This is a genomic window from Microbacterium sediminicola (assembly GCF_039531125.1).
GTDB classification, from domain to species: Bacteria; Actinomycetota; Actinomycetes; order Actinomycetales; family Microbacteriaceae; genus Microbacterium; species Microbacterium sediminicola.
Window position 1 is genome coordinate 344,977 of sequence record NZ_BAAAPL010000001.1, and the last position, 16,568, is coordinate 361,544.

Genomic DNA, 16,568 nt, shown 5'->3' on the forward strand with positions numbered 1-16,568 from the left:
CCGCCTCGTGCCGGGCACGCCCGGCCGATGTTCGGTGTGCTTCCAGGCGGAGTCCACTAGGGTCGTCTGGAGTGCACCTCCCGGCATCTGGGATCCTCGTGCACGTGGGGACGCAAGGGACTGTAGACGCGCGATGACATCACGCATCCTGGTGGTCGATGACGACACGGCTCTGGCCGAGATGATCGGCATCGTGTTGCGCACCGAAGGGTTCGACACGGTGTTCTGCGCCGACGGGGCTGCCGCCGTGGACGCGTGGCGCACGCTCAAGCCCGATCTGGTCCTGCTGGACCTCATGCTGCCGGGCGTCGACGGGATCGAGATCTGCACGTCGATCCGCTCCGAGTCCGGTATCCCCATCATCATGCTGACGGCCCGCACCGACACGGCCGATGTCGTGCGCGGACTCGAATCCGGCGCGGATGACTACATCGTCAAGCCCTTCAACCCCAAGGAACTCGTCGCGCGCATCCGCACCCGCTTGCGGCCGGCCAGCCCCGCGGCCCACGACACGCTGCGGATCGGCGACCTCGTCGTGGACATCGCCGCCCACGAGGTGCGCCGCGGTGACGAGGCCATCGCGCTGACTCCGCTCGAATTCGAGCTGCTGGTCGCTCTGGCCTCCGCGCCGCAACAGGTCTTCTCACGCGAGATGCTGCTCGAGCAGGTGTGGGGCTATCACTACAAGGCCGACACCCGTCTCGTGAACGTCCACGTCCAGCGGCTGCGGGCCAAGGTCGAGCAGGACCCTGACAACCCTCGCATCGTGACCACCGTCCGCGGGGTCGGATACCGCGCCGGCACCGTGGAGTGAGCGGGATGTCGTCCGTGCGAGGCGACGACGCGGCGTACCGGCCGCTGATCTGGCGCCGCAACGTGCGCGCCTGGCCGGACAACGTCGTGCATCTGTGGCGACGCTCGTTGCGCTTCCGCACGATCGCGGTCACGCTCGTCCTGTCGACTCTCGCGATCCTCATCGCCGTCACGTGGACGGCGCTCGCGATCCAGGACGATCTGTTCGCCTCTCGCCGGGACGAGGTGCTGCTGGATGCCCAGCGCGCCACGATCGACGCGCAGACGACGCTCGACTCCGCCGACACCCAGGGAGAGAGCTCTCAGATCCAGAGTGTGTGGGGTGGGGTGCGCACGACGCTGTACCAGCAGTCCTCCAGCGACATGATCGCGACCTTCCGCATCGGCGAACCTTCGGCCGCGGTGGACTTCAGCATCGGTGACTTCGACACCTCGATCATCAGCGAGGGACTGCGCCAGAGCGTGCAGGCCGACGCGGGCCAACAGTGGTGGCAGTCTGTGGCCCTCGATGCGAGTGGCACGCCGGGCATCGTCGTCGGACAGCAGCTGATCTTCCCTCAGGTCGGCGCGTTCGAGGTGTACTTCGCCTACGACCTGGCCGGCGCGTCGCAGACCCTGGGGTTCGTCCAGGCGACGCTCTGGGTCGTGGGGGTGGCCCTCGTCGTCCTCATCGGCGTGATCGCGTGGTTCGTGCTGCGCTCGGTGACGACGCCGATCGGCGAGGCGGCGCTCACCAGCGCGAAGCTCGCCTCGGGGGATCTCGCGGTGCGCCTGCCGGTGCGCGGCGAGGACGAGCTGGCGACCCTCGGCCAGTCCTTCAACGCGATGGCTGACAGCATCGAGAAGCAGATCAAGGAGCTGGCGGACCTGTCCCTCGTCCAGCAGCGGTTCGTCTCGGATGTCTCCCACGAGCTACGCACGCCCCTGACGACCATCCGCCTGGCCGCCGACATGCTCAACGACCGTCGCGAGGAGTTCGACCCGGCCACGGCCCGCGCCGCGGAGTTGCTGAGTGCCCAGGTCGAGCGCTTCGAGGTGCTGCTGGGAGACCTGTTGGAGATCAGCCGGTACGACGCCGGGTCGGTGCAGCTGGAGCTCGAGCCCACCAGCCTCGCCCAGCTCGCCGAAGACGTGATCGGGCAGATGGAGCAGGTCGCCGAGCAGCACGGCTCAGAAGTACGGGTCGTCGCCCCGGGTGGATATTCCCCGGTTGACATGGACCCCCGCCGGGTTCGCCGGATCCTGCGCAACCTCGTCGGCAACGCGATCGAGCACGGTGAGGGCAAGCCCATCGTGGTGACGGTGGACAGCAACCAGAACGCCGTCGCCGTCGGGGTGCGGGACTTCGGGATGGGCATCCGGGAAGAGCATCTCGAGCACGTGTTCGACCGCTTCTGGCGCGCTGACCCGTCGCGCAAGCGCACGCTCGGCGGCACCGGGCTGGGTCTTGCGATCTCGCTCGGCGACGCGCGCCTTCACGGCGGTGACCTGACCGTATGGTCACGGCCCGGCGCGGGCTCGCACTTCGTCCTGACGCTCCCGAGGCACGCGGCTGGGTTGAACGGACCCTCGCCGATCCGGCTCGACCCGGGCGAGGAGGGGACGCTCGAGTCCTTCGAACACACACAGCCGATCGTCACGGTGAGACCGGCGGAGCACCGTCCGGATGCACCTGAAGAGGGAGGGGTCGCATGAGGCGCTTCGCTCTGACCGCGGCGGCATTGCTCGTCGCCCTCGTTCTGGCAGGCTGCGCGGGCCTGCCGGTTTCGGGGCCCGTCACCGCGGGTCGCGCTGCGGGCGAGACCGAGACCGGTCCCGAGGTGCGCTTCCTCCCCGACGGTCCGCAGCCGGGGGCATCGCCCGAGGAGATCATCGAGGGATTCCTGCGCGCGGGATCGGGCACCAGCGGCGACTGGGCCACCGCGCGACTGTTCCTCGCGCCCGCGATCCAGGATGTCTGGGACCCGTCGGCGGGCGTGACGGTCATCTCCGTGGGCGCGTTCATCGAGCCGGACGTCGAGGACCTGTCGGCGACTGTTTCGCTGTCCCCACGCGCGACCGTCGACGAGACCGGACGATACGATCCGACGACCGGGACGGTGACGACGCTCGCTTTCACCCTGGTGGAGGTGGACGGCGAGTGGCGGATCTCTGAGGCGCCCGACGGCATCGTGCTCGATCAGAGCGTGTTCGCCGCGGTGTTCCATGCCTACTCGGTGATGTACTTCGATACGACGTGGGAATACCTCGTCCCCGACATCCGGTGGTACCCGACCACCAACGCCGCCGTGCGCATCGCGAGCGCCCTCATCGACGAGCCGCCCACCGCGTGGCTGCAGGGCGCGGTGCTCTCCGCCTTCCCCGAGGATGTGACCTTCGCATGGTCGTCGGTTCCCGTGAGCTCGGGAACCGCCCAGGTCGAGCTGTCGCCGGAGGTCCTCGCCCTCGAGCCGCTCACCCTGGATCGGATGGCGACTCAGCTCGGCGCGAGCCTCGCGACCGCCGGAATCTTGGACGTGCAGCTCACGGTTGACGGGACGCCGCTGGAGACATCCACCGTGACGACCCGGTCCACCGCCGTCGCCGGAGCCCCGCTGGTGCTCACGGCGGCCGGCTTCGGGTTCCTCTCCGGAACCGAGCTGACCCCGATCCCGGGGTTGTCGGATGTCATCGAGCAGACCGCCGCTCGCGCCATCACCGTGGGACCCGATCGTGTGCGCGCCGCAGTGCTGCTCGAGGACGGCACCGTGGCGCGTGCGACAGCCGATGGTGCGGTGACGACGCTGGACACCCGCTCAGGGCTCCTCGCGCCGACAATCGACCCGTTGGGATTCGTCTGGAGCATGCCGCGGGGCGCGCCGGCGGGTCTCGGCGCTTACGGCGAGGACGCCGAGGTGCCGGCGCTGTCGTCGTCGTGGGTCTCGGCCGGAGCCACGGATGTCTCGGCGATCGCGGTCTCGCGTGATGGCACGCGCATGGCCGGTGTCGTGTCGGTCGGTTCTCTCCGCGAGGTCTGGGTCTCGGGCATCGTCCGGGACGCGGACGGCGTACCGACCCGGCTCGGGGAACCGATTCTCGTGGGTGTGTTGTCGGGGCCGGCGGCCTCGATGGTGTGGGCCGATGACGCCACCCTGTCGATCGTGGTCAGCGGCGACTCCTCGTCGCTGGTCGTCTCCCAACCGGTGGGCGGGGCCGCATCCACCACGGCGGGCCCGGTGGGAGCCGCGATCACGTCGGTCGCCACCGCGGCATCCGTCCGGTTGCGCGCCGAGGACGGCGCGCTCTACCTGAGACGCGGCGCGAACTGGCTGCAGACCGACACCGGCATCGATGTGCTCGCCGTGCAGCAGGGGTCCCCGCAGTAGCAGCCTCCCGCTCTGCGTCGGCAGGCATCGTCCTCCCCAGCTCCGTGGGGCGCGATACCTGCGGGTGCGCGCGATGCCGGCGGGGGCGCACGTATCGAATCGTGGATGCTCGGGGTATGCCTCCCACATCGACCGTCGTGCGTGCGATGCAGGAGGCACTGTCCTGGATCCTTCCGGTCGAGTGCGCGGGCTGCGATCTGCCGGATGTGGCGCTGTGCGACAGCTGTCGCGCGCATCTGGTGCGTGTGCAGCCGGTGATCCGGAACCTCGACGGGATGCGCGTCGTGAGCGCTCACCGCTATGAGGGCGTTGTCGAACGGGTGATCGGATCCCTCAAGAACGATGGTCGGGTCGGCCTTGCCCGACCACTCGGCCGGAGTCTGGCCGGGGCTGCGGATGCGCTGGACGCGCCGAAGAGCACGCGCTTCGTCCCCGTCCCGACGACACGGGCCGCGTTCGGGAGCCGCGGCTTCCGGGTGGTGGAGACACTGTGCCGCCGCGCGGGCATCGTCTGCACGCCGGCGTTGGCGCCCACGCGCGCGGCGGCCGACCAGCGCCGGCTCGGGCGCGAGGCCCGTCGCGGAAACGTCGCTGGTCTGTTCCGCTCGGCTCCGATGCACGGGTCCCTGGTCGTCGTGGTGGACGATGTCGTGACCACGGGGGCGACCCTGCGTGAGGCCGCACGGGCGCTGCGCGCGGCTGGCGGAGAGGTTCTGGGTGCGCTCACTGTGGCATCCACGCCGCGGCGCAGCGCACACTCAGAGAATGCAGACCAAGGTCCCAAGAATGGGTGGTGACATCGGGTGGGTCAGGGTCTAACGTGTGTGGAACAAGGCGACTGGATGGTCCGCCCTTGGCCGGGTGGACCGGAACAAGGAGGTCATGATGGACACGAACATCGTCGGCGTGGGAGTCGGTATCACCGACCGTTTCCGCTCGGTTGTTGACGAGAAGGTTGCCCGCATTGAACACCTCGCACCTCGCGCGCAGCGCGTGGATGTGAAGGTCACGCACCGCTCTCACCGCACCGGACGGGTCGAGGACGACACCGTCGAGCTGACCCTCACCGGCAAGGGGCCGATCGTGCGCTCGGAGGCGCGGGATGCGGACAAGTTCACCGCGTTGGACATGGCCGTCGACAAGATGTGCGAGCAGTTGCGTCGGGCCAAGGACAAGAGGATCGACGCGCGCAACCACCCGCGCAAGGCGACCTTCGACAAGGAGAGAGGTGAGCTCGAAGGCATCGACATCGAGCCGGCTTCGGTCGACGTGCTGCGCGCCGTCGCGACCGGAGAGGTGCCGGTCGTGGCCGCCGAGGACGACGAGGTCTACACGCCGGTCGTCATCCGCACCAAGGAGTTCGACGCCGAGTGGATGACCGTCGGTGACGCGGTCGACCGGATGGAGCTGGTCGGCCACGACTTCTTCCTGTTCATCAATGCCGAGACCGACCACCCGAGCGTGGTCTACCGCCGCAAGGGCTGGGACTACGGTGTGATCTCGTTGACGACGGAGACGGCCCCCGCCGCCCTGGTTGGCTGAGCTCCTCACCGACGGATGCCGCGAGCCACACGGCTCGCGGCATCCGTCATGTGTGCGGCCGCCCCGGCATCCGGATTCTTGCGCGAGGGGTCGCAACACGCCGCAGGATCCGTGCAGGCGGCCGCGCAGTGCGACCCCTCGCGAGGGACGGCAGGCGCCGGGAGTCCACCCGGTCGGCGGCGGACACACATCCAGCCCACGTCAAGGTCGACCCTCGATAGCATGGGTGGGTATGTCCGGGCGCAGTTCGCCCGGGTTCGGCACGTGGTGCCGCAGCCGATAGATGGAGATGCTCCGTGGCCAACCCTCTCGAGAAACTGCTCCGTGCCGGTGAAGGACGCCTGCTGCGACGTCTTCAGCAGGTCGCGAAAGCCGTCAACGCCCTCGAGGACGAGTACAGCCATCTCAGCGACGAGGAGCTGCGCGGTGAGACCGCGGAGCTGCGTGGCCGGTACGAGGCCGGCGAGACGCTGGACAAGCTCATGCCCGAAGCCTTCGCCGCGGTCCGAGAGGCCGCCAAGCGCACGCTCGGCCAGCGTCACTACGACGTGCAGATCATGGGCGGCGCGGCGCTTCATCTCGGCAACATCGCCGAGATGAAGACCGGTGAGGGCAAGACGCTCGTCGCGACCCTCCCCGCCTACCTCAATGCGATCGCGGGCAAGGGCGTCCACGTCGTCACCGTCAACGACTTCCTCGCCTCGTATCAGGCCGAGATCATGGGTCGGGTGTACCGCGCGTTGGGGATGACGACGGGCACGATCGTCGCGGGACAGACGCCCGAGGTGCGCCGCGAGCAATACAACGCCGACATCACCTACGGCACGAACAACGAGTTCGGCTTCGACTACCTGCGCGACAACATGGCGTGGCGCAAGGAGGACCTTGTTCAGCGTGGCCACTTCTACGCCATCGTCGACGAGGTCGACTCGATCCTGATCGACGAGGCCCGTACGCCGCTGATCATCTCGGGACCCTCGTCGGGGGAGGCGAACCGCTGGTTCGGCGAGTTCGCCCGTATCGCCCGGACGCTCGAGCCCGGGATCGACTTCGAGGTCGACGAGAAGAAGCGCACGATCGGCGTGCTCGAGCCCGGCATCGAGAAGGTCGAGGACTACCTCGGCATCGACAACCTCTACGAGTCGGCCAACACCCCGCTGATCTCGTTCCTGAACAACTCGATCAAGGCGATGGCGCTGTTCAAGCGCGACACCGACTACGTCGTCATGAACGACGAGGTCATGATCGTCGATGAGCACACCGGACGCATCCTCGTCGGTCGCCGCTACAACGAGGGCATCCACCAGGCGATCGAGGCGAAGGAGGGCGTCCCGGTCAAGGCGGAGAACCAGACGCTGGCGACCGTCACGCTCCAGAACTACTTCCGCTCGTACGACAAGCTCGCGGGCATGACCGGTACCGCCGAGACCGAGGCCGCCGAGTTCATGTCGACCTACAACCTCGGCGTGGTCCCGATCCCGACCAACCGCCCGATGGTGCGCAAGGACCAGCCGGACCTCGTCTACAAGAACGAGCCCGCCAAATTCGCGCAGGTCGTCGAAGACATCGCGGTGCGCCACGAGGCGGGTCAGCCGGTGCTGGTGGGCACCGTGAGCGTGGAGAAGAGCGAGTACCTGTCGCGACTGCTCGCCAAGAAGGGCATCAAGCACGAGGTCCTGAACGCCAAGAACCACGCTCGCGAGGCCGAGATCGTCGCGCGCGCCGGGCGTCTGGGATCGGTGACCGTGGCCACCAACATGGCGGGACGTGGAACCGACATCATGCTCGGCGGTAACGCCGAGTTCCTCGCCGTTCAGGAAATGAAGGCCAAGGGGTTGGACCCCGTCGAGACGCCCGACGAGTACGAGGCGGCGTGGGACGCGGTCTACGAGCAGACCCGTGCACACGTCGCCGAAGAGGCCGACAAGGTCATCGACGCCGGTGGCCTCTACGTGCTGGGCACCGAGCGTCACGAGTCGCGGCGCATCGACAACCAGTTGCGCGGACGCTCGGGACGTCAGGGAGACCCCGGGGAGAGCCGGTTCTATCTGTCTCTGACCGACGATCTCATGCGGCTGTTCCAGTCGGGTGCGGCCGAGGCGATCCTCGCCCGCACGAACTTCCCCGATGATGTCGCGATCGAGTCGGGAATGGTCTCCCGCGCGATCAAGAGCGCACAGTCGCAGGTGGAGTCCCGCAACGCCGAGGTGCGCAAGAACGTGCTGAAATACGACGACGTGCTCAACCGTCAGCGCGAGGCGATCTACGCCGATCGTCGCCACATCCTGCACGGCGACGACATCGCCGACCGGGTGCAACACTTCGTCGAGGATGCCATCAGCGACCTGATCGACGATCACACCGGTGCCGGTCACACCGAGAGCTGGGACTTCGATGCGTTGTGGACAGAACTGAAGGCGCTCTATCCGGTGTCCGTGACGATCGACGAGGTCGTCGCGGAGTCCGGCAGTAAGGGCAAGGTGACCCCGGCCGTTCTCAAGCGCGAGCTGGTCTCCGACGCACGCATCGCCTACAAGGCGCGAGAGGAATCCCTCGGCGAGGCCGCCATGCGCGAGCTCGAGCGTCGCGTCGTGCTGCAGGTGCTGGACCGGCGCTGGCGGGACCACCTGTACGAGATGGACTACCTCAAAGACGGGATCGGTCTGCGCGCGATGGCGCAGCGCGACCCGCTGATCGAGTATCAGCGCGAGGGCTACCAGATGTTCCAGTCGATGATGGGGCAGATCAAGGAGGAGTCGGTCGGCTACCTCTACAACCTCGATGTCGAGGTTCGTCGCGCCGACGGCGAGCACCCGGCGCAGGTGGATGCCAAGGGCCTGGGAGCTGCCCCCGTCGACGGCCAGCGACTGCAGTACTCGGCCGCCAACGACGCCGGCGAGGTCGAGGTGCGCAACGACCGCGGTCAGGTGCAGCAGGGAGCGACGTCCCGCGCGCGCCAGGCAGCGGCATCCGTGCCGGTGGCCCCTCCCGCGGCCGCCGAGCCTCCCGCACGTGGCGCGTTCGGGCAGCCGACGAGCACGGGCGGCGGCCAGCAGGCCCCCGCTCAGCCGCAGAACCGCGCGCAGCGTCGCGCGTCCGGCAAGAAGAAGTAGCGCGCGGAGCGGGCCAGTGCCTGTCCATTGGTCCGCACGCTCGCGCACTATCCTGTTCGGATGAACCACCCGCGTCCTCTCGATCAGTCGAGCAAGCTCAAGAACGTCCTGTACGAGATCCGAGGACAGGCGCTGATCGAGGCCGACCGGCTGGAGGCTGAGGGTCACAGCATTCTCAAGCTCAACACCGGCAACCCCGCCGTCTTCGGCTTCGAGTCACCGTTCCAGATCGTGCGGGACATGATCGAGGCCGTGCCCACGGCCCACGGCTACAGCGACAGCCGCGGGATCATGTCGGCACGACGCGCGGTCGTCTCCCGGTACGAGCAGGAGGCGGGGTTCCCCTCCTTCGACCCGGACGATGTGTATCTGGGAAACGGGGTCAGTGAGCTGATCACGATGACGATGCAGGCGCTGCTGGATGAGGGAGACGAGGTCCTCATCCCCGCGCCGGACTATCCGCTGTGGACGGCGATGACGAGTCTGTCCGGCGGAACTCCGGTGCACTACCTGTGCGACAACGTGAACGGGTGGCAGCCCGACCTCGAGGACATCCGTTCCAAGGTCACGCCGCGGACCAAGGCGATCGTGGTGATCAATCCGAACAACCCGACCGGCGCCGTCTATTCGCGGGAAGTACTCGAAGGTATCGTCGAGATCGCTCGGGAGCACTCGCTGTTGCTGCTCAGCGACGAGATCTACGACCGCATCCTGTTCGACGACGCCAGGCACATCCCGCTGGCCACCCTCGCGCCCGACCTGCTGTGTCTGACCTACAACGGGCTGTCCAAGACCTATCGGGTCGCCGGTTACCGTTCCGGGTGGATGGTCATCACCGGCCCCAAGAAGCACGCTGCGGGCTTCCTCGAGGGCATCCAGCTGCTGGCGTCGACGCGCCTGTGCCCGAATGTCCCCGCCCAGCATGCCGTGCAGGCCGCTCTCAGTGGGGTGCAGTCGATCGACGCGCTCATCGCCCCCACCGGGCGGTTGCACGAGCAGCGCGATGCCGCCTGGGAGGGGCTGGAGGCCATTCCGGGGGTGTCGTGTCTCAAGCCCGAGGGTGCGCTGTACGCGTTCCCTCGATTCGACCCCGACGTCTACGAGATCCGTGATGACGCGAAGTTCGTGTACGACTTCCTGGTCGCCGAGCACGTGCTGCTCGTGCAGGGCACGGGTTTCAACTGGCCGACGCCCGATCACGTGCGCATCGTGACGCTGCCGGAGTCACGTGTACTCACCGAAGCGATCGAGCGACTGGGGAACTTCCTGTCCTCGTACCGGCAGTAGCCACCCGAGGATCGCTCACAGCAGCGCCAGCGAGGTCGTGCGCCAGCGTCCGTCGGTCCCCTCCAATCTCATCGCGATCGCACGGGTGCGCGCGGGGCCGCGCACCACGACGACCCCTTCGACCACGCCGTCGCGAGGCGACGAGTGATGCACCGCGATGATCGTGTGCACAGGGCGCTGCGGGGCCTGGCCTCGCGCACTCCGGGCGCGCGCCGCGAGATTCGATCGGGTCACGAGCTTGCGGTAGGCATCCTCGGCGAGCCAGCGCGCGAGCTGATCGACGTCGCGCACGCCGGCGAAGACCTCCATCACACCCCGTGCGATGTTGCGGAGGAACACGTCCGGATCGGGAAGGTCGCTCGTCGAGGTCGGCTGCGGCGCGAAGTAGCGATTGGCCGCGTCCTCCTCGTCCGCTGCGCGGTAGGCGCGGGCGAAGCGGGATCGGGGCGATGCAGGACTCGGGGAGGCCATCGGGAAACTCACTCTCGCTCGAAGGATGCCGAGAAGTAGAACACGCGGCGACGGGCCTCCCGCTGCCGTCCACAGGGGGTGGGGATGGTTTCTCATCGAATCCTCATGTTCGCCCTACGCTCGCCGAATGCGATGGGAGCGACTGTTCGAGGACGTCGAGCTGCAGGCCGCAGCGGACGAGGAGTGGGCCCGCGCGGACCTCGCCGGTGAAGCGGAGCGGGTAAGGATCGCCCGCTCGACCATGAGGGAGCGACTGATCCCGTGGCGGGATCCAGGCCGGATCGCGCCCCCTGCGCTGCTCCGTCTCGCCGGGGAAGCGCTGCGAGGACGCGTCGTGCTGGTGGGGGAGGACGTCGTGGCGATCGCGCACGAGGAGGGTGCCGTCAGCATCATCCGCATCGGGGCGATCGACGCACTCCGACTGCCCGCGGGTGATCCTGTCGCACCGCCGATTCAATCCGCGCTCAGCGACCGCCTGTCCTTCGCGTACGCGCTGCGCGACTGTGCGCGCCGCCGACGGGCCGTTCGCGTGCGCCTCACCAACGGCGCCCAGTTGAACGGAACGCTCGACCGTGTCGGCGCTGATTATTGCGATCTGGCCGAGCACGATCCAGGGCAGGCGCGGCGGGCGGCATCCGTCGCCGAGATATGGACACTGGCCCTGGGGAACATCTCGTGCGTGCGCGTGGAGCAGCTCGACGTCGACCTGTGACCCAGCCGCCGTCGCGCGGCCACGCCAGAGCGCGGTCAGTCGGCGTGGCGCACGGCGCCGGAGCCCCACAATTCGGGGAAGCTCGCGGTCTGCGACTGCTGCCACAGCGCCATGCGTCGGGCTTCCTCGACCTGGTCGTCCAGGTACTCCGCGACGCTGGCCTGCTCGATGCGCCACTGGGCGCGCATACCGACACGTGCACCGCGCAGGCGTCCGGAGAGCACGAGCGAGATGACATCATCGACATCGAGGCTCAGCACATCGGCCACTTGCGCGGGGGTGAGCAGGTGCCCGGCGGGCAAGGGCGTGGGGAGCATGGAGCCATTATGGCGTGCGCCTCCGACATCACGGACCCCGAGGCGGGGCTGTGGATAAGGCGCAGGGACCGCGCGTCGCATCGCTCACCATGGTCGCATGGCAACAGACTCGCGCTCTCGACCGAGAATCTGGGCAGACCTCCGCTTCGTGCTCGGGATCGTCCTGATCGCCGGATCCATCGCCGGAGTCTGGCTCGTGGTCGCCGGTGCGCGCACGACAGAGCCGGTATACGCCGCAGCCCACACGCTGGTGGCTGGTCAGACGGTCGAGGCCGGTGACCTCGTTGTCGTGGATGTCGCGCTCGGCGCCAGCGCGGGCCGGTATCTGTCGCGCGAGCCACTTCCGGGAGAGGCCGTCGTGACGCGAACGATCCGCTCGGGAGAGCTCGTCCCCGCCGATGACATCGTGGCGGTCGCCACCGTGAAGACCGCCACCGTCGTCGTGCGCACGTCGGGCGACGTTCCCGCGTCGGTGGTGCCGGGGTCCGTGGTCGAGTTGTGGAGCGCTCCCTCTCTCGGACAGGGGGAATACGACGCGCCACGCATCCTGGTCGCCGACGTCGTCGTCGCCGGAATCCTCGACGAGGAATCTGTGATCGCCGGCGACGGAATGAGTGTCGAGATCTCGGTGCCACGCAGCGATGTCGCCGGTGTGCTCGACGCCGTCGCCGGCGGTGATGCGCTGTCGATCGTGCCGACACGAGGATGACCTCCGTGCGTGTGACCATCGCCCTGGAAGAACCGCATCGTACGCGTCTGGAGAAGGAGTTCGCGGCCATCGACTGGCAGGTCGTGCCGTGGTCGGCCGCTGGGGAAGCGTCCGATGCCGAGGCGATCCCAGACCTGCTGCTGGTGACAGCGCGGCACGATACCCTCACGGCCGACCTGATCGCTCACTGTGACGCAGCGGGTGTGCGCGTGGTCGCGGTCGGGGATTCCGACATCGCGCACCGACTTGCCGGGGCCTACGGGCTTTCGGCGCCGGTTCCGGCTTCGGCGAGCGCGAACCGGGTGCGAGAGATGATCGCCGCGCCGCTACCGACACAGGGGGCTTCCCTCCCTCGCGGCGGACGGGTGATCACTGTGTGGGGACCGGGTGGGGCACCGGGTCGGACGACACTGGCCATCGAGCTCGCCCACCGGCTCGCATCGCGGCAGGATCCCGCGCTGCTCGTGGACGCAGACACCCACGGTGCCGGCGTCGCCCTGGCCCTGGGCTTGGGGGATGAGGGACCGGGTTTCCCGGCTGCGTGCCGTCGGGCACAGCGTCAGGAGCTGGATGCGACAGAGCTCGCCCGCATCTCGCAGGACCTCGGCGGCGGCCTCCGTGTGCTGACAGGCATCAATCGTCCGAGCCGATGGCCCGAGCTTCCCCAGGATCGGGTCAGGGCGGCACTGACGGCGTGCCGCGGGTGGTCATCGCACACCGTGGTGGACGTCGCCGCACCGCTGGAGCGCGATGAGGAGATCGTGAGTGACCTCGTCGGAGACCGTCGCAACGGCGCGACGCTGGGGGCGCTGCTCGCCGCGGACCTGGTCATCGCGGTCGCCGGGGCCGATCCGGTCGGTGTCGCCCGGTTCCTGCGCGCCCACGCGCAACTGCGCGAGACGATCGGAGTGACACCGACCATCGTCATCGCCAACCGCTTACGACCCGGAGCGCTGGGAATCGACGCGCGCGGTCAGGTGAGGCGCTCGCTTGCGCGCTTCGCCGGGATCGGCGACGTGTGGTTCGTCCCGCCCGATCCCCGCTCCGCCGATGCCGCGCTGCTCGCGGGCAAGCCGATTGGCGCTGTGGCGCCGCGTTCGCCCATCGTGACGGCACTCGACCGGCTCGTCGCCGACACGATCAGCGCTCCTGATCACGGCCGGCACGAGCCGGCACATCGTCGGCGGCGCATCGTGGTGACGGCCTCACCGTCCTAGGCTGGGGATGTGTCGACGCTCAGTGATCTCGTCTACGCCCAAGGGCGCTCCACCGGTCCCGACATCGAGTGGCTGCACCGCCTCGCGGGCGACGGTCAGATGCTCGCCGACCTCGCCTTCGCCGACATCGTGATCTGGGTGCCGACGGCAGATGATTCCTTCGTCGCCGTCGGACACACCCGTCCCAGTGGTGCGGCGACGCTGTTCTACCGCGATATCGTCGGCGACCCGGTTCGTCCGCAGTGGCGGTCCCAGATCCGGGAGGCGTTCTTCTCTGGCGAGATCGTCGACTCGGCATCGCCCGACTGGTTCGAAGAGACCCCCACCCGTGTGCGCGCCGTGCCGATCGTGCGCGTGGGCGCCGAGTCCGCGTCCCCGATCGGCGTGCTCACCCGCCACACCAACTTGGGGGAGGCGCGCACACCGTCGCGTCAGCAGATCACCTTCAACGAGTGCGCCGATGACCTGTTCGGAATGATCGCCTCGGGCGACTTCCCCGACCTCAGCGCCCCGACAGCGCCGCGGCGGGGAGCGCCGCGCGCCTCTGACGGCCTCATCCGGCTCGATGTCGACGGTGTCGTGACCTTCGCCAGCCCGAACGCGCTGTCGGCGTTCAACCGAATGGGCTTCGAAGACGAGCTCGAGGGTGAATTCCTTGTGGAGGTGACCACCGAGATCCTTCCCGAGAAGCGGCAGTTCGATGAGTCTCTGCCGCTCGTGGTGACCGGCCGCGCCCCCTGGCGTGCCGACATCGAGGCCCGCGGCGTCACCGTGAGCCTGCGCACGATACCGTTGCGCGATCATGGCGTGCGTATCGGCGCGATCTTGCTGACACGGGATGTCACCGGGCTGCGTCACCAAGAGCAGGAGCTGATCACCAAGGACGCGACGATCCGAGAGATCCACCACCGCGTCAAGAACAACCTGCAGACGGTCGCATCCCTCCTGCGCATTCAGGCGCGTCGCTCGCACACCGAGGAAGCGCGGGAGGCGCTCACGCAGGCGATGCGCCGGGTCTCGGCGATCGCGGTCGTCCACGACACGCTTTCCGAAGGACTCACGCAACGCGTGGACTTCGATGACGTCTTCGCCCGCGTCCTCAAGCTCGTCGCAGAGGTGGCGGCGGCCCCGAACACCCGTGCGCGGACGCGCACCACAGGACGATTCGGAACCCTGCCCAGTGAGTACGCGACACCGCTGGCGCTGGCGTTGACGGAGCTGGTCACCAACGCCGTCGAGCACGGACTGGCGGGTCAAGAAGGCGACGTCGAGATCATCGCCGAGCGCGACCCCGACATGCTCGAGGTGCGGGTGCGCGACAACGGGGTGGGACTGCCCGAAGGGCAGGTCGGCAGGGGACTGGGAACGCAGATCGTGCGTACCCTCATCCAGGGTGAGCTGGGAGGGACGATCGACTGGCACACGCTGGTGGGGAGCGGCACAGAGGTCACGATCGACATCCCGCTGCGCTACATCGCCCCCGAGTGACGCGCGGAGGGCGTGGGTCAGCTGGCGCGACGGTGCTGTTGGGTCAGCTCGCGCAACGGTGCTGTTGGGTCAGCTCGCGCGACGGGCGCGCGCCGCGCGCCGCTTCAGCGCACGCCGCTCGTCCTCGGAGAGTCCACCCCAGACGCCGGAATCTTGGCCGCTTTCGAGTGCGTACTGCAGACAGATCTCGGTCACGGTGCACCGGGCGCACACGGACTTCGCCTTCTCGATCTGGTCGACGGCCGGTCCGGTGTTCCCGATGGGGAAGAACAATTCGGGGTCGACAGTGAGGCAGGCGGCCTTGTCGCGCCAATCCATAGAGGTGCTCCTTGTGGGGGTGTGAGTGTCGGACCATCGGGGGGTCGGATACTCTGTCAGGTGTACGAGTTCGTTGCTCGTCCCACGACCTTGTGGGAGCACACGGCTTCATCCATCGTCCCACAGCTGTTCACCGGTATCAAGGGTGGCACGGCGAGTTCGGCACGCCGAGGCTGTGAATGAGCCTGGAACGGACGCGAAACGAGAGAGAGCGACATCCGGTGTCGATGAATCCCGCCGGCCGTACCGCGGCAGTGATCGTGCTCGCCCAGAGTCTCGGGCTGGCGCTGCTGGCGATCTGGCAGTTGATGGCGATGGTCGCCGGTGACACGGCGGCACTCGACAGTGCGATCGCGCTGCTGGTTCTCACACTCGCCGGCGTTGCCATCCTCGCGACGTTCGGGGTGGCGACCTGGCGGGACGCATCGTGGGGCCGGTCCGGTTCGATCGTCGCGCAGGTGCTGATCCTGGCGGTCGCACTCGGCGCTGCGACCGGCGCGTACGCTCACCCGCTCACCGCTCTGGCTATCGCCGCACCCTCGGCCGTGACCCTCATCCTGCTCTTCGCCGCCGCGCGGCGGGCCGGGCAGAATGCCAAGACCGGCTCAGACGCCGAGTAGTCGCACATCGCCGAGGTAGGAGAAATCGCCGAAGTAGGACCGCTCACGGCGTGTTCGTCCTGCTGCGCCGATTTCTCCTACGTTCGCAATTTCTTCCGCGACCGCAACAGAACGAACGACGACTCAGACGCCGAGTAGCCCTCGGATGCGTGCGACGTGGCCGGTGGCCTTCACGTTGTACAGGGCGTGGGTGAGGATGCCGTCCGCGTCGACGACGAACGTCGAGCGCAGCACGCCCTCGACGGTCTTGCCGTAGTTGGTCTTCTCGCCCCATGCTCCGTACGCGAGGTGCACCGCCTTGTCGGGATCGCTGAGCAGGGGATAGGTCAGCCCGTCGCGTTCACGGAACGTCTGGAGCTTGGGCGGGAGGTCGCGGGAGACACCGAGGATGCGGTACCCCGCGGCCTCCAGGGGAGCCAGCGAGTCCCGGAAGTCGCACGCTTCGGTCGTGCAGCCGGGCGTCATCGCCTGCGGGTAGAAGAACAGGATGACCCCGCTGCCGCGCAGGGAGCTGAGGGAGACCTCCGCGCCGTCCTGGTCGGGCAGGGTGAAGTCGGGCGCCGCGGTGCCGGGTTCGAGACGTGTCGTCATGCCCT

16 protein-coding genes are annotated in these 16,568 nt (G+C 68.3%); 12 read left to right on the forward strand and 4 right to left on the reverse strand.

Features of this window, described 5'->3' with window-relative positions; translation table 11 throughout:
* The first annotated feature begins 133 nt into the window (after window positions 1-133).
* The 7 genes from mtrA to ABD206_RS01480 all read left to right on the forward strand — a co-directional run bounded on the left by mtrA (window position 134) and on the right by ABD206_RS01480 (window position 10,120).
* The gene (mtrA, locus tag ABD206_RS01450) at window positions 134-814 is read left to right on the forward strand and encodes an MtrAB system response regulator MtrA (protein ID WP_344068218.1); all 681 of its coding nucleotides are present in this window, start codon (window positions 134-136) and stop codon (window positions 812-814) included.
* A 5-nt stretch (window positions 815-819) separates the two neighbouring features.
* Entirely contained in the window at window positions 820-2,508 is a 1,689-nt protein-coding gene (gene mtrB / locus ABD206_RS01455) for an MtrAB system histidine kinase MtrB (RefSeq protein ID WP_344068221.1), read from the forward strand.
* Complete coding sequence (locus ABD206_RS01460) at window positions 2,505-4,178, forward strand: LpqB family beta-propeller domain-containing protein (protein WP_344068224.1); 1,674 nt, start codon at window positions 2,505-2,507, stop codon at window positions 4,176-4,178. The genes mtrB and ABD206_RS01460 overlap by 4 nt, the downstream gene beginning before the upstream one ends.
* Window positions 4,179-4,294: 116 nt before the next feature.
* Window positions 4,295-4,975 (forward strand): ComF family protein, encoded by a 681-nt coding sequence (locus ABD206_RS01465; RefSeq protein ID WP_344068227.1) that lies wholly within the window; start codon window positions 4,295-4,297, stop codon window positions 4,973-4,975.
* An 88-nt stretch (window positions 4,976-5,063) separates the two neighbouring features.
* Window positions 5,064-5,720 carry a ribosome hibernation-promoting factor, HPF/YfiA family gene (hpf, locus tag ABD206_RS01470; RefSeq protein WP_344068230.1) on the forward strand — a complete coding sequence of 219 codons (657 nt, stop codon included), beginning with the start codon at window positions 5,064-5,066 and terminating at the stop codon, window positions 5,718-5,720.
* Window positions 5,721-6,016: 296 nt separating this feature from the next.
* Window positions 6,017-8,833 carry a preprotein translocase subunit SecA gene (gene secA / locus ABD206_RS01475; RefSeq protein WP_344068233.1) on the forward strand — a complete coding sequence of 939 codons (2,817 nt, stop codon included), beginning with the start codon at window positions 6,017-6,019 and terminating at the stop codon, window positions 8,831-8,833.
* Between the two features lie 60 nt (window positions 8,834-8,893).
* Window positions 8,894-10,120 (forward strand): pyridoxal phosphate-dependent aminotransferase, encoded by a 1,227-nt coding sequence (locus tag ABD206_RS01480; RefSeq protein WP_344068236.1) that lies wholly within the window; start codon window positions 8,894-8,896, stop codon window positions 10,118-10,120.
* Window positions 10,121-10,135: 15 nt separating this feature from the next.
* On the opposite strand, the gene ABD206_RS01485 is transcribed toward ABD206_RS01480, so the two are convergent.
* Window positions 10,136-10,591, reverse strand: coding sequence for an Rv3235 family protein (locus ABD206_RS01485; RefSeq protein WP_344068239.1), 456 nt, complete (start codon window positions 10,589-10,591; stop codon window positions 10,136-10,138).
* A 127-nt stretch (window positions 10,592-10,718) separates the two neighbouring features.
* On the opposite strand from ABD206_RS01485, the gene ABD206_RS01490 reads away from it, so the two are divergent.
* A complete protein-coding gene (locus tag ABD206_RS01490) occupies window positions 10,719-11,303 on the forward strand; it encodes a hypothetical protein (RefSeq protein ID WP_344068242.1) in 585 nt (194 codons plus the stop codon).
* 35 nt (window positions 11,304-11,338) lie between these two features.
* Here the strand turns inward: ABD206_RS01490 and ABD206_RS01495 are convergent, their stop codons facing one another.
* On the reverse strand, window positions 11,339-11,620 hold the full coding sequence (locus ABD206_RS01495; RefSeq protein WP_344068245.1) for a helix-turn-helix domain-containing protein: 282 nt from the start codon (window positions 11,618-11,620) through the stop codon (window positions 11,339-11,341).
* A gap of 97 nt (window positions 11,621-11,717) precedes the next feature.
* On the opposite strand from ABD206_RS01495, the gene ABD206_RS01500 reads away from it, so the two are divergent.
* The 3 genes from ABD206_RS01500 to ABD206_RS01510 are packed head-to-tail and all read left to right on the forward strand — an operon-like array spanning window position 11,718 to window position 15,034.
* Complete coding sequence (locus tag ABD206_RS01500; RefSeq protein ID WP_344068248.1) at window positions 11,718-12,329, forward strand: SAF domain-containing protein; 612 nt, start codon at window positions 11,718-11,720, stop codon at window positions 12,327-12,329.
* Between the two features lie 5 nt (window positions 12,330-12,334).
* A complete protein-coding gene (locus ABD206_RS01505; protein WP_344068251.1) occupies window positions 12,335-13,546 on the forward strand; it encodes a CpaE/TadZ family protein in 1,212 nt (403 codons plus the stop codon).
* 9 nt (window positions 13,547-13,555) lie between these two features.
* Window positions 13,556-15,034: a sensor histidine kinase gene (locus ABD206_RS01510; protein WP_344068254.1), complete on the forward strand. Its 1,479-nt coding sequence runs from the start codon at window positions 13,556-13,558 to the stop codon at window positions 15,032-15,034.
* Between the two features lie 69 nt (window positions 15,035-15,103).
* Here ABD206_RS01510 and ABD206_RS01515 read toward each other — a convergent pair whose 3' ends face one another.
* Window positions 15,104-15,352, reverse strand: coding sequence for a WhiB family transcriptional regulator (locus ABD206_RS01515; RefSeq protein WP_344068257.1), 249 nt, complete (start codon window positions 15,350-15,352; stop codon window positions 15,104-15,106).
* 227 nt (window positions 15,353-15,579) lie between these two features.
* Between ABD206_RS01515 and ABD206_RS01520 the strand changes: the two genes are divergently transcribed.
* Window positions 15,580-15,972: a histidine kinase gene (locus ABD206_RS01520; RefSeq protein ID WP_344071378.1), complete on the forward strand. Its 393-nt coding sequence runs from the start codon at window positions 15,580-15,582 to the stop codon at window positions 15,970-15,972.
* Window positions 15,973-16,095: 123 nt separating this feature from the next.
* On the opposite strand, the gene bcp is transcribed toward ABD206_RS01520, so the two are convergent.
* Window positions 16,096-16,563, reverse strand: a complete 468-nt coding sequence (gene bcp / locus ABD206_RS01525; protein ID WP_344068260.1) for a thioredoxin-dependent thiol peroxidase — start codon at window positions 16,561-16,563, stop codon at window positions 16,096-16,098.
* Window positions 16,564-16,568: the final 5 nt, after the last annotated feature.

Bases quoted from the DNA above. Each gene is read 5' to 3' on its own strand.
- mtrA (WP_344068218.1), top strand. From the start codon at position 134: ATGACATCACGCATCCTGGTGGTCGATGACGACACGGCTCTGGCCGAG.
- mtrB (WP_344068221.1), top strand. From the start codon at position 820: ATGTCGTCCGTGCGAGGCGACGACGCGGCGTACCGGCCGCTGATCTGG.
- ABD206_RS01460 (WP_344068224.1), top strand. From the start codon at position 2,505: ATGAGGCGCTTCGCTCTGACCGCGGCGGCATTGCTCGTCGCCCTCGTT.
- ABD206_RS01465 (WP_344068227.1), top strand. From the start codon at position 4,295: ATGCCTCCCACATCGACCGTCGTGCGTGCGATGCAGGAGGCACTGTCC.
- hpf (WP_344068230.1), top strand. From the start codon at position 5,064: ATGGACACGAACATCGTCGGCGTGGGAGTCGGTATCACCGACCGTTTC.
- ABD206_RS01480 (WP_344068236.1), top strand. From the start codon at position 8,894: ATGAACCACCCGCGTCCTCTCGATCAGTCGAGCAAGCTCAAGAACGTC.
- ABD206_RS01485 (WP_344068239.1), bottom strand. From the start codon at position 10,591: ATGGCCTCCCCGAGTCCTGCATCGCCCCGATCCCGCTTCGCCCGCGCC.
- ABD206_RS01490 (WP_344068242.1), top strand. From the start codon at position 10,719: ATGCGATGGGAGCGACTGTTCGAGGACGTCGAGCTGCAGGCCGCAGCG.
- ABD206_RS01495 (WP_344068245.1), bottom strand. From the start codon at position 11,620: ATGCTCCCCACGCCCTTGCCCGCCGGGCACCTGCTCACCCCCGCGCAA.
- ABD206_RS01500 (WP_344068248.1), top strand. From the start codon at position 11,718: ATGGCAACAGACTCGCGCTCTCGACCGAGAATCTGGGCAGACCTCCGC.
- ABD206_RS01515 (WP_344068257.1), bottom strand. From the start codon at position 15,352: ATGGATTGGCGCGACAAGGCCGCCTGCCTCACTGTCGACCCCGAATTG.
- ABD206_RS01520 (WP_344071378.1), top strand. From the start codon at position 15,580: ATGAATCCCGCCGGCCGTACCGCGGCAGTGATCGTGCTCGCCCAGAGT.
- bcp (WP_344068260.1), bottom strand. From the start codon at position 16,563: ATGACGACACGTCTCGAACCCGGCACCGCGGCGCCCGACTTCACCCTG.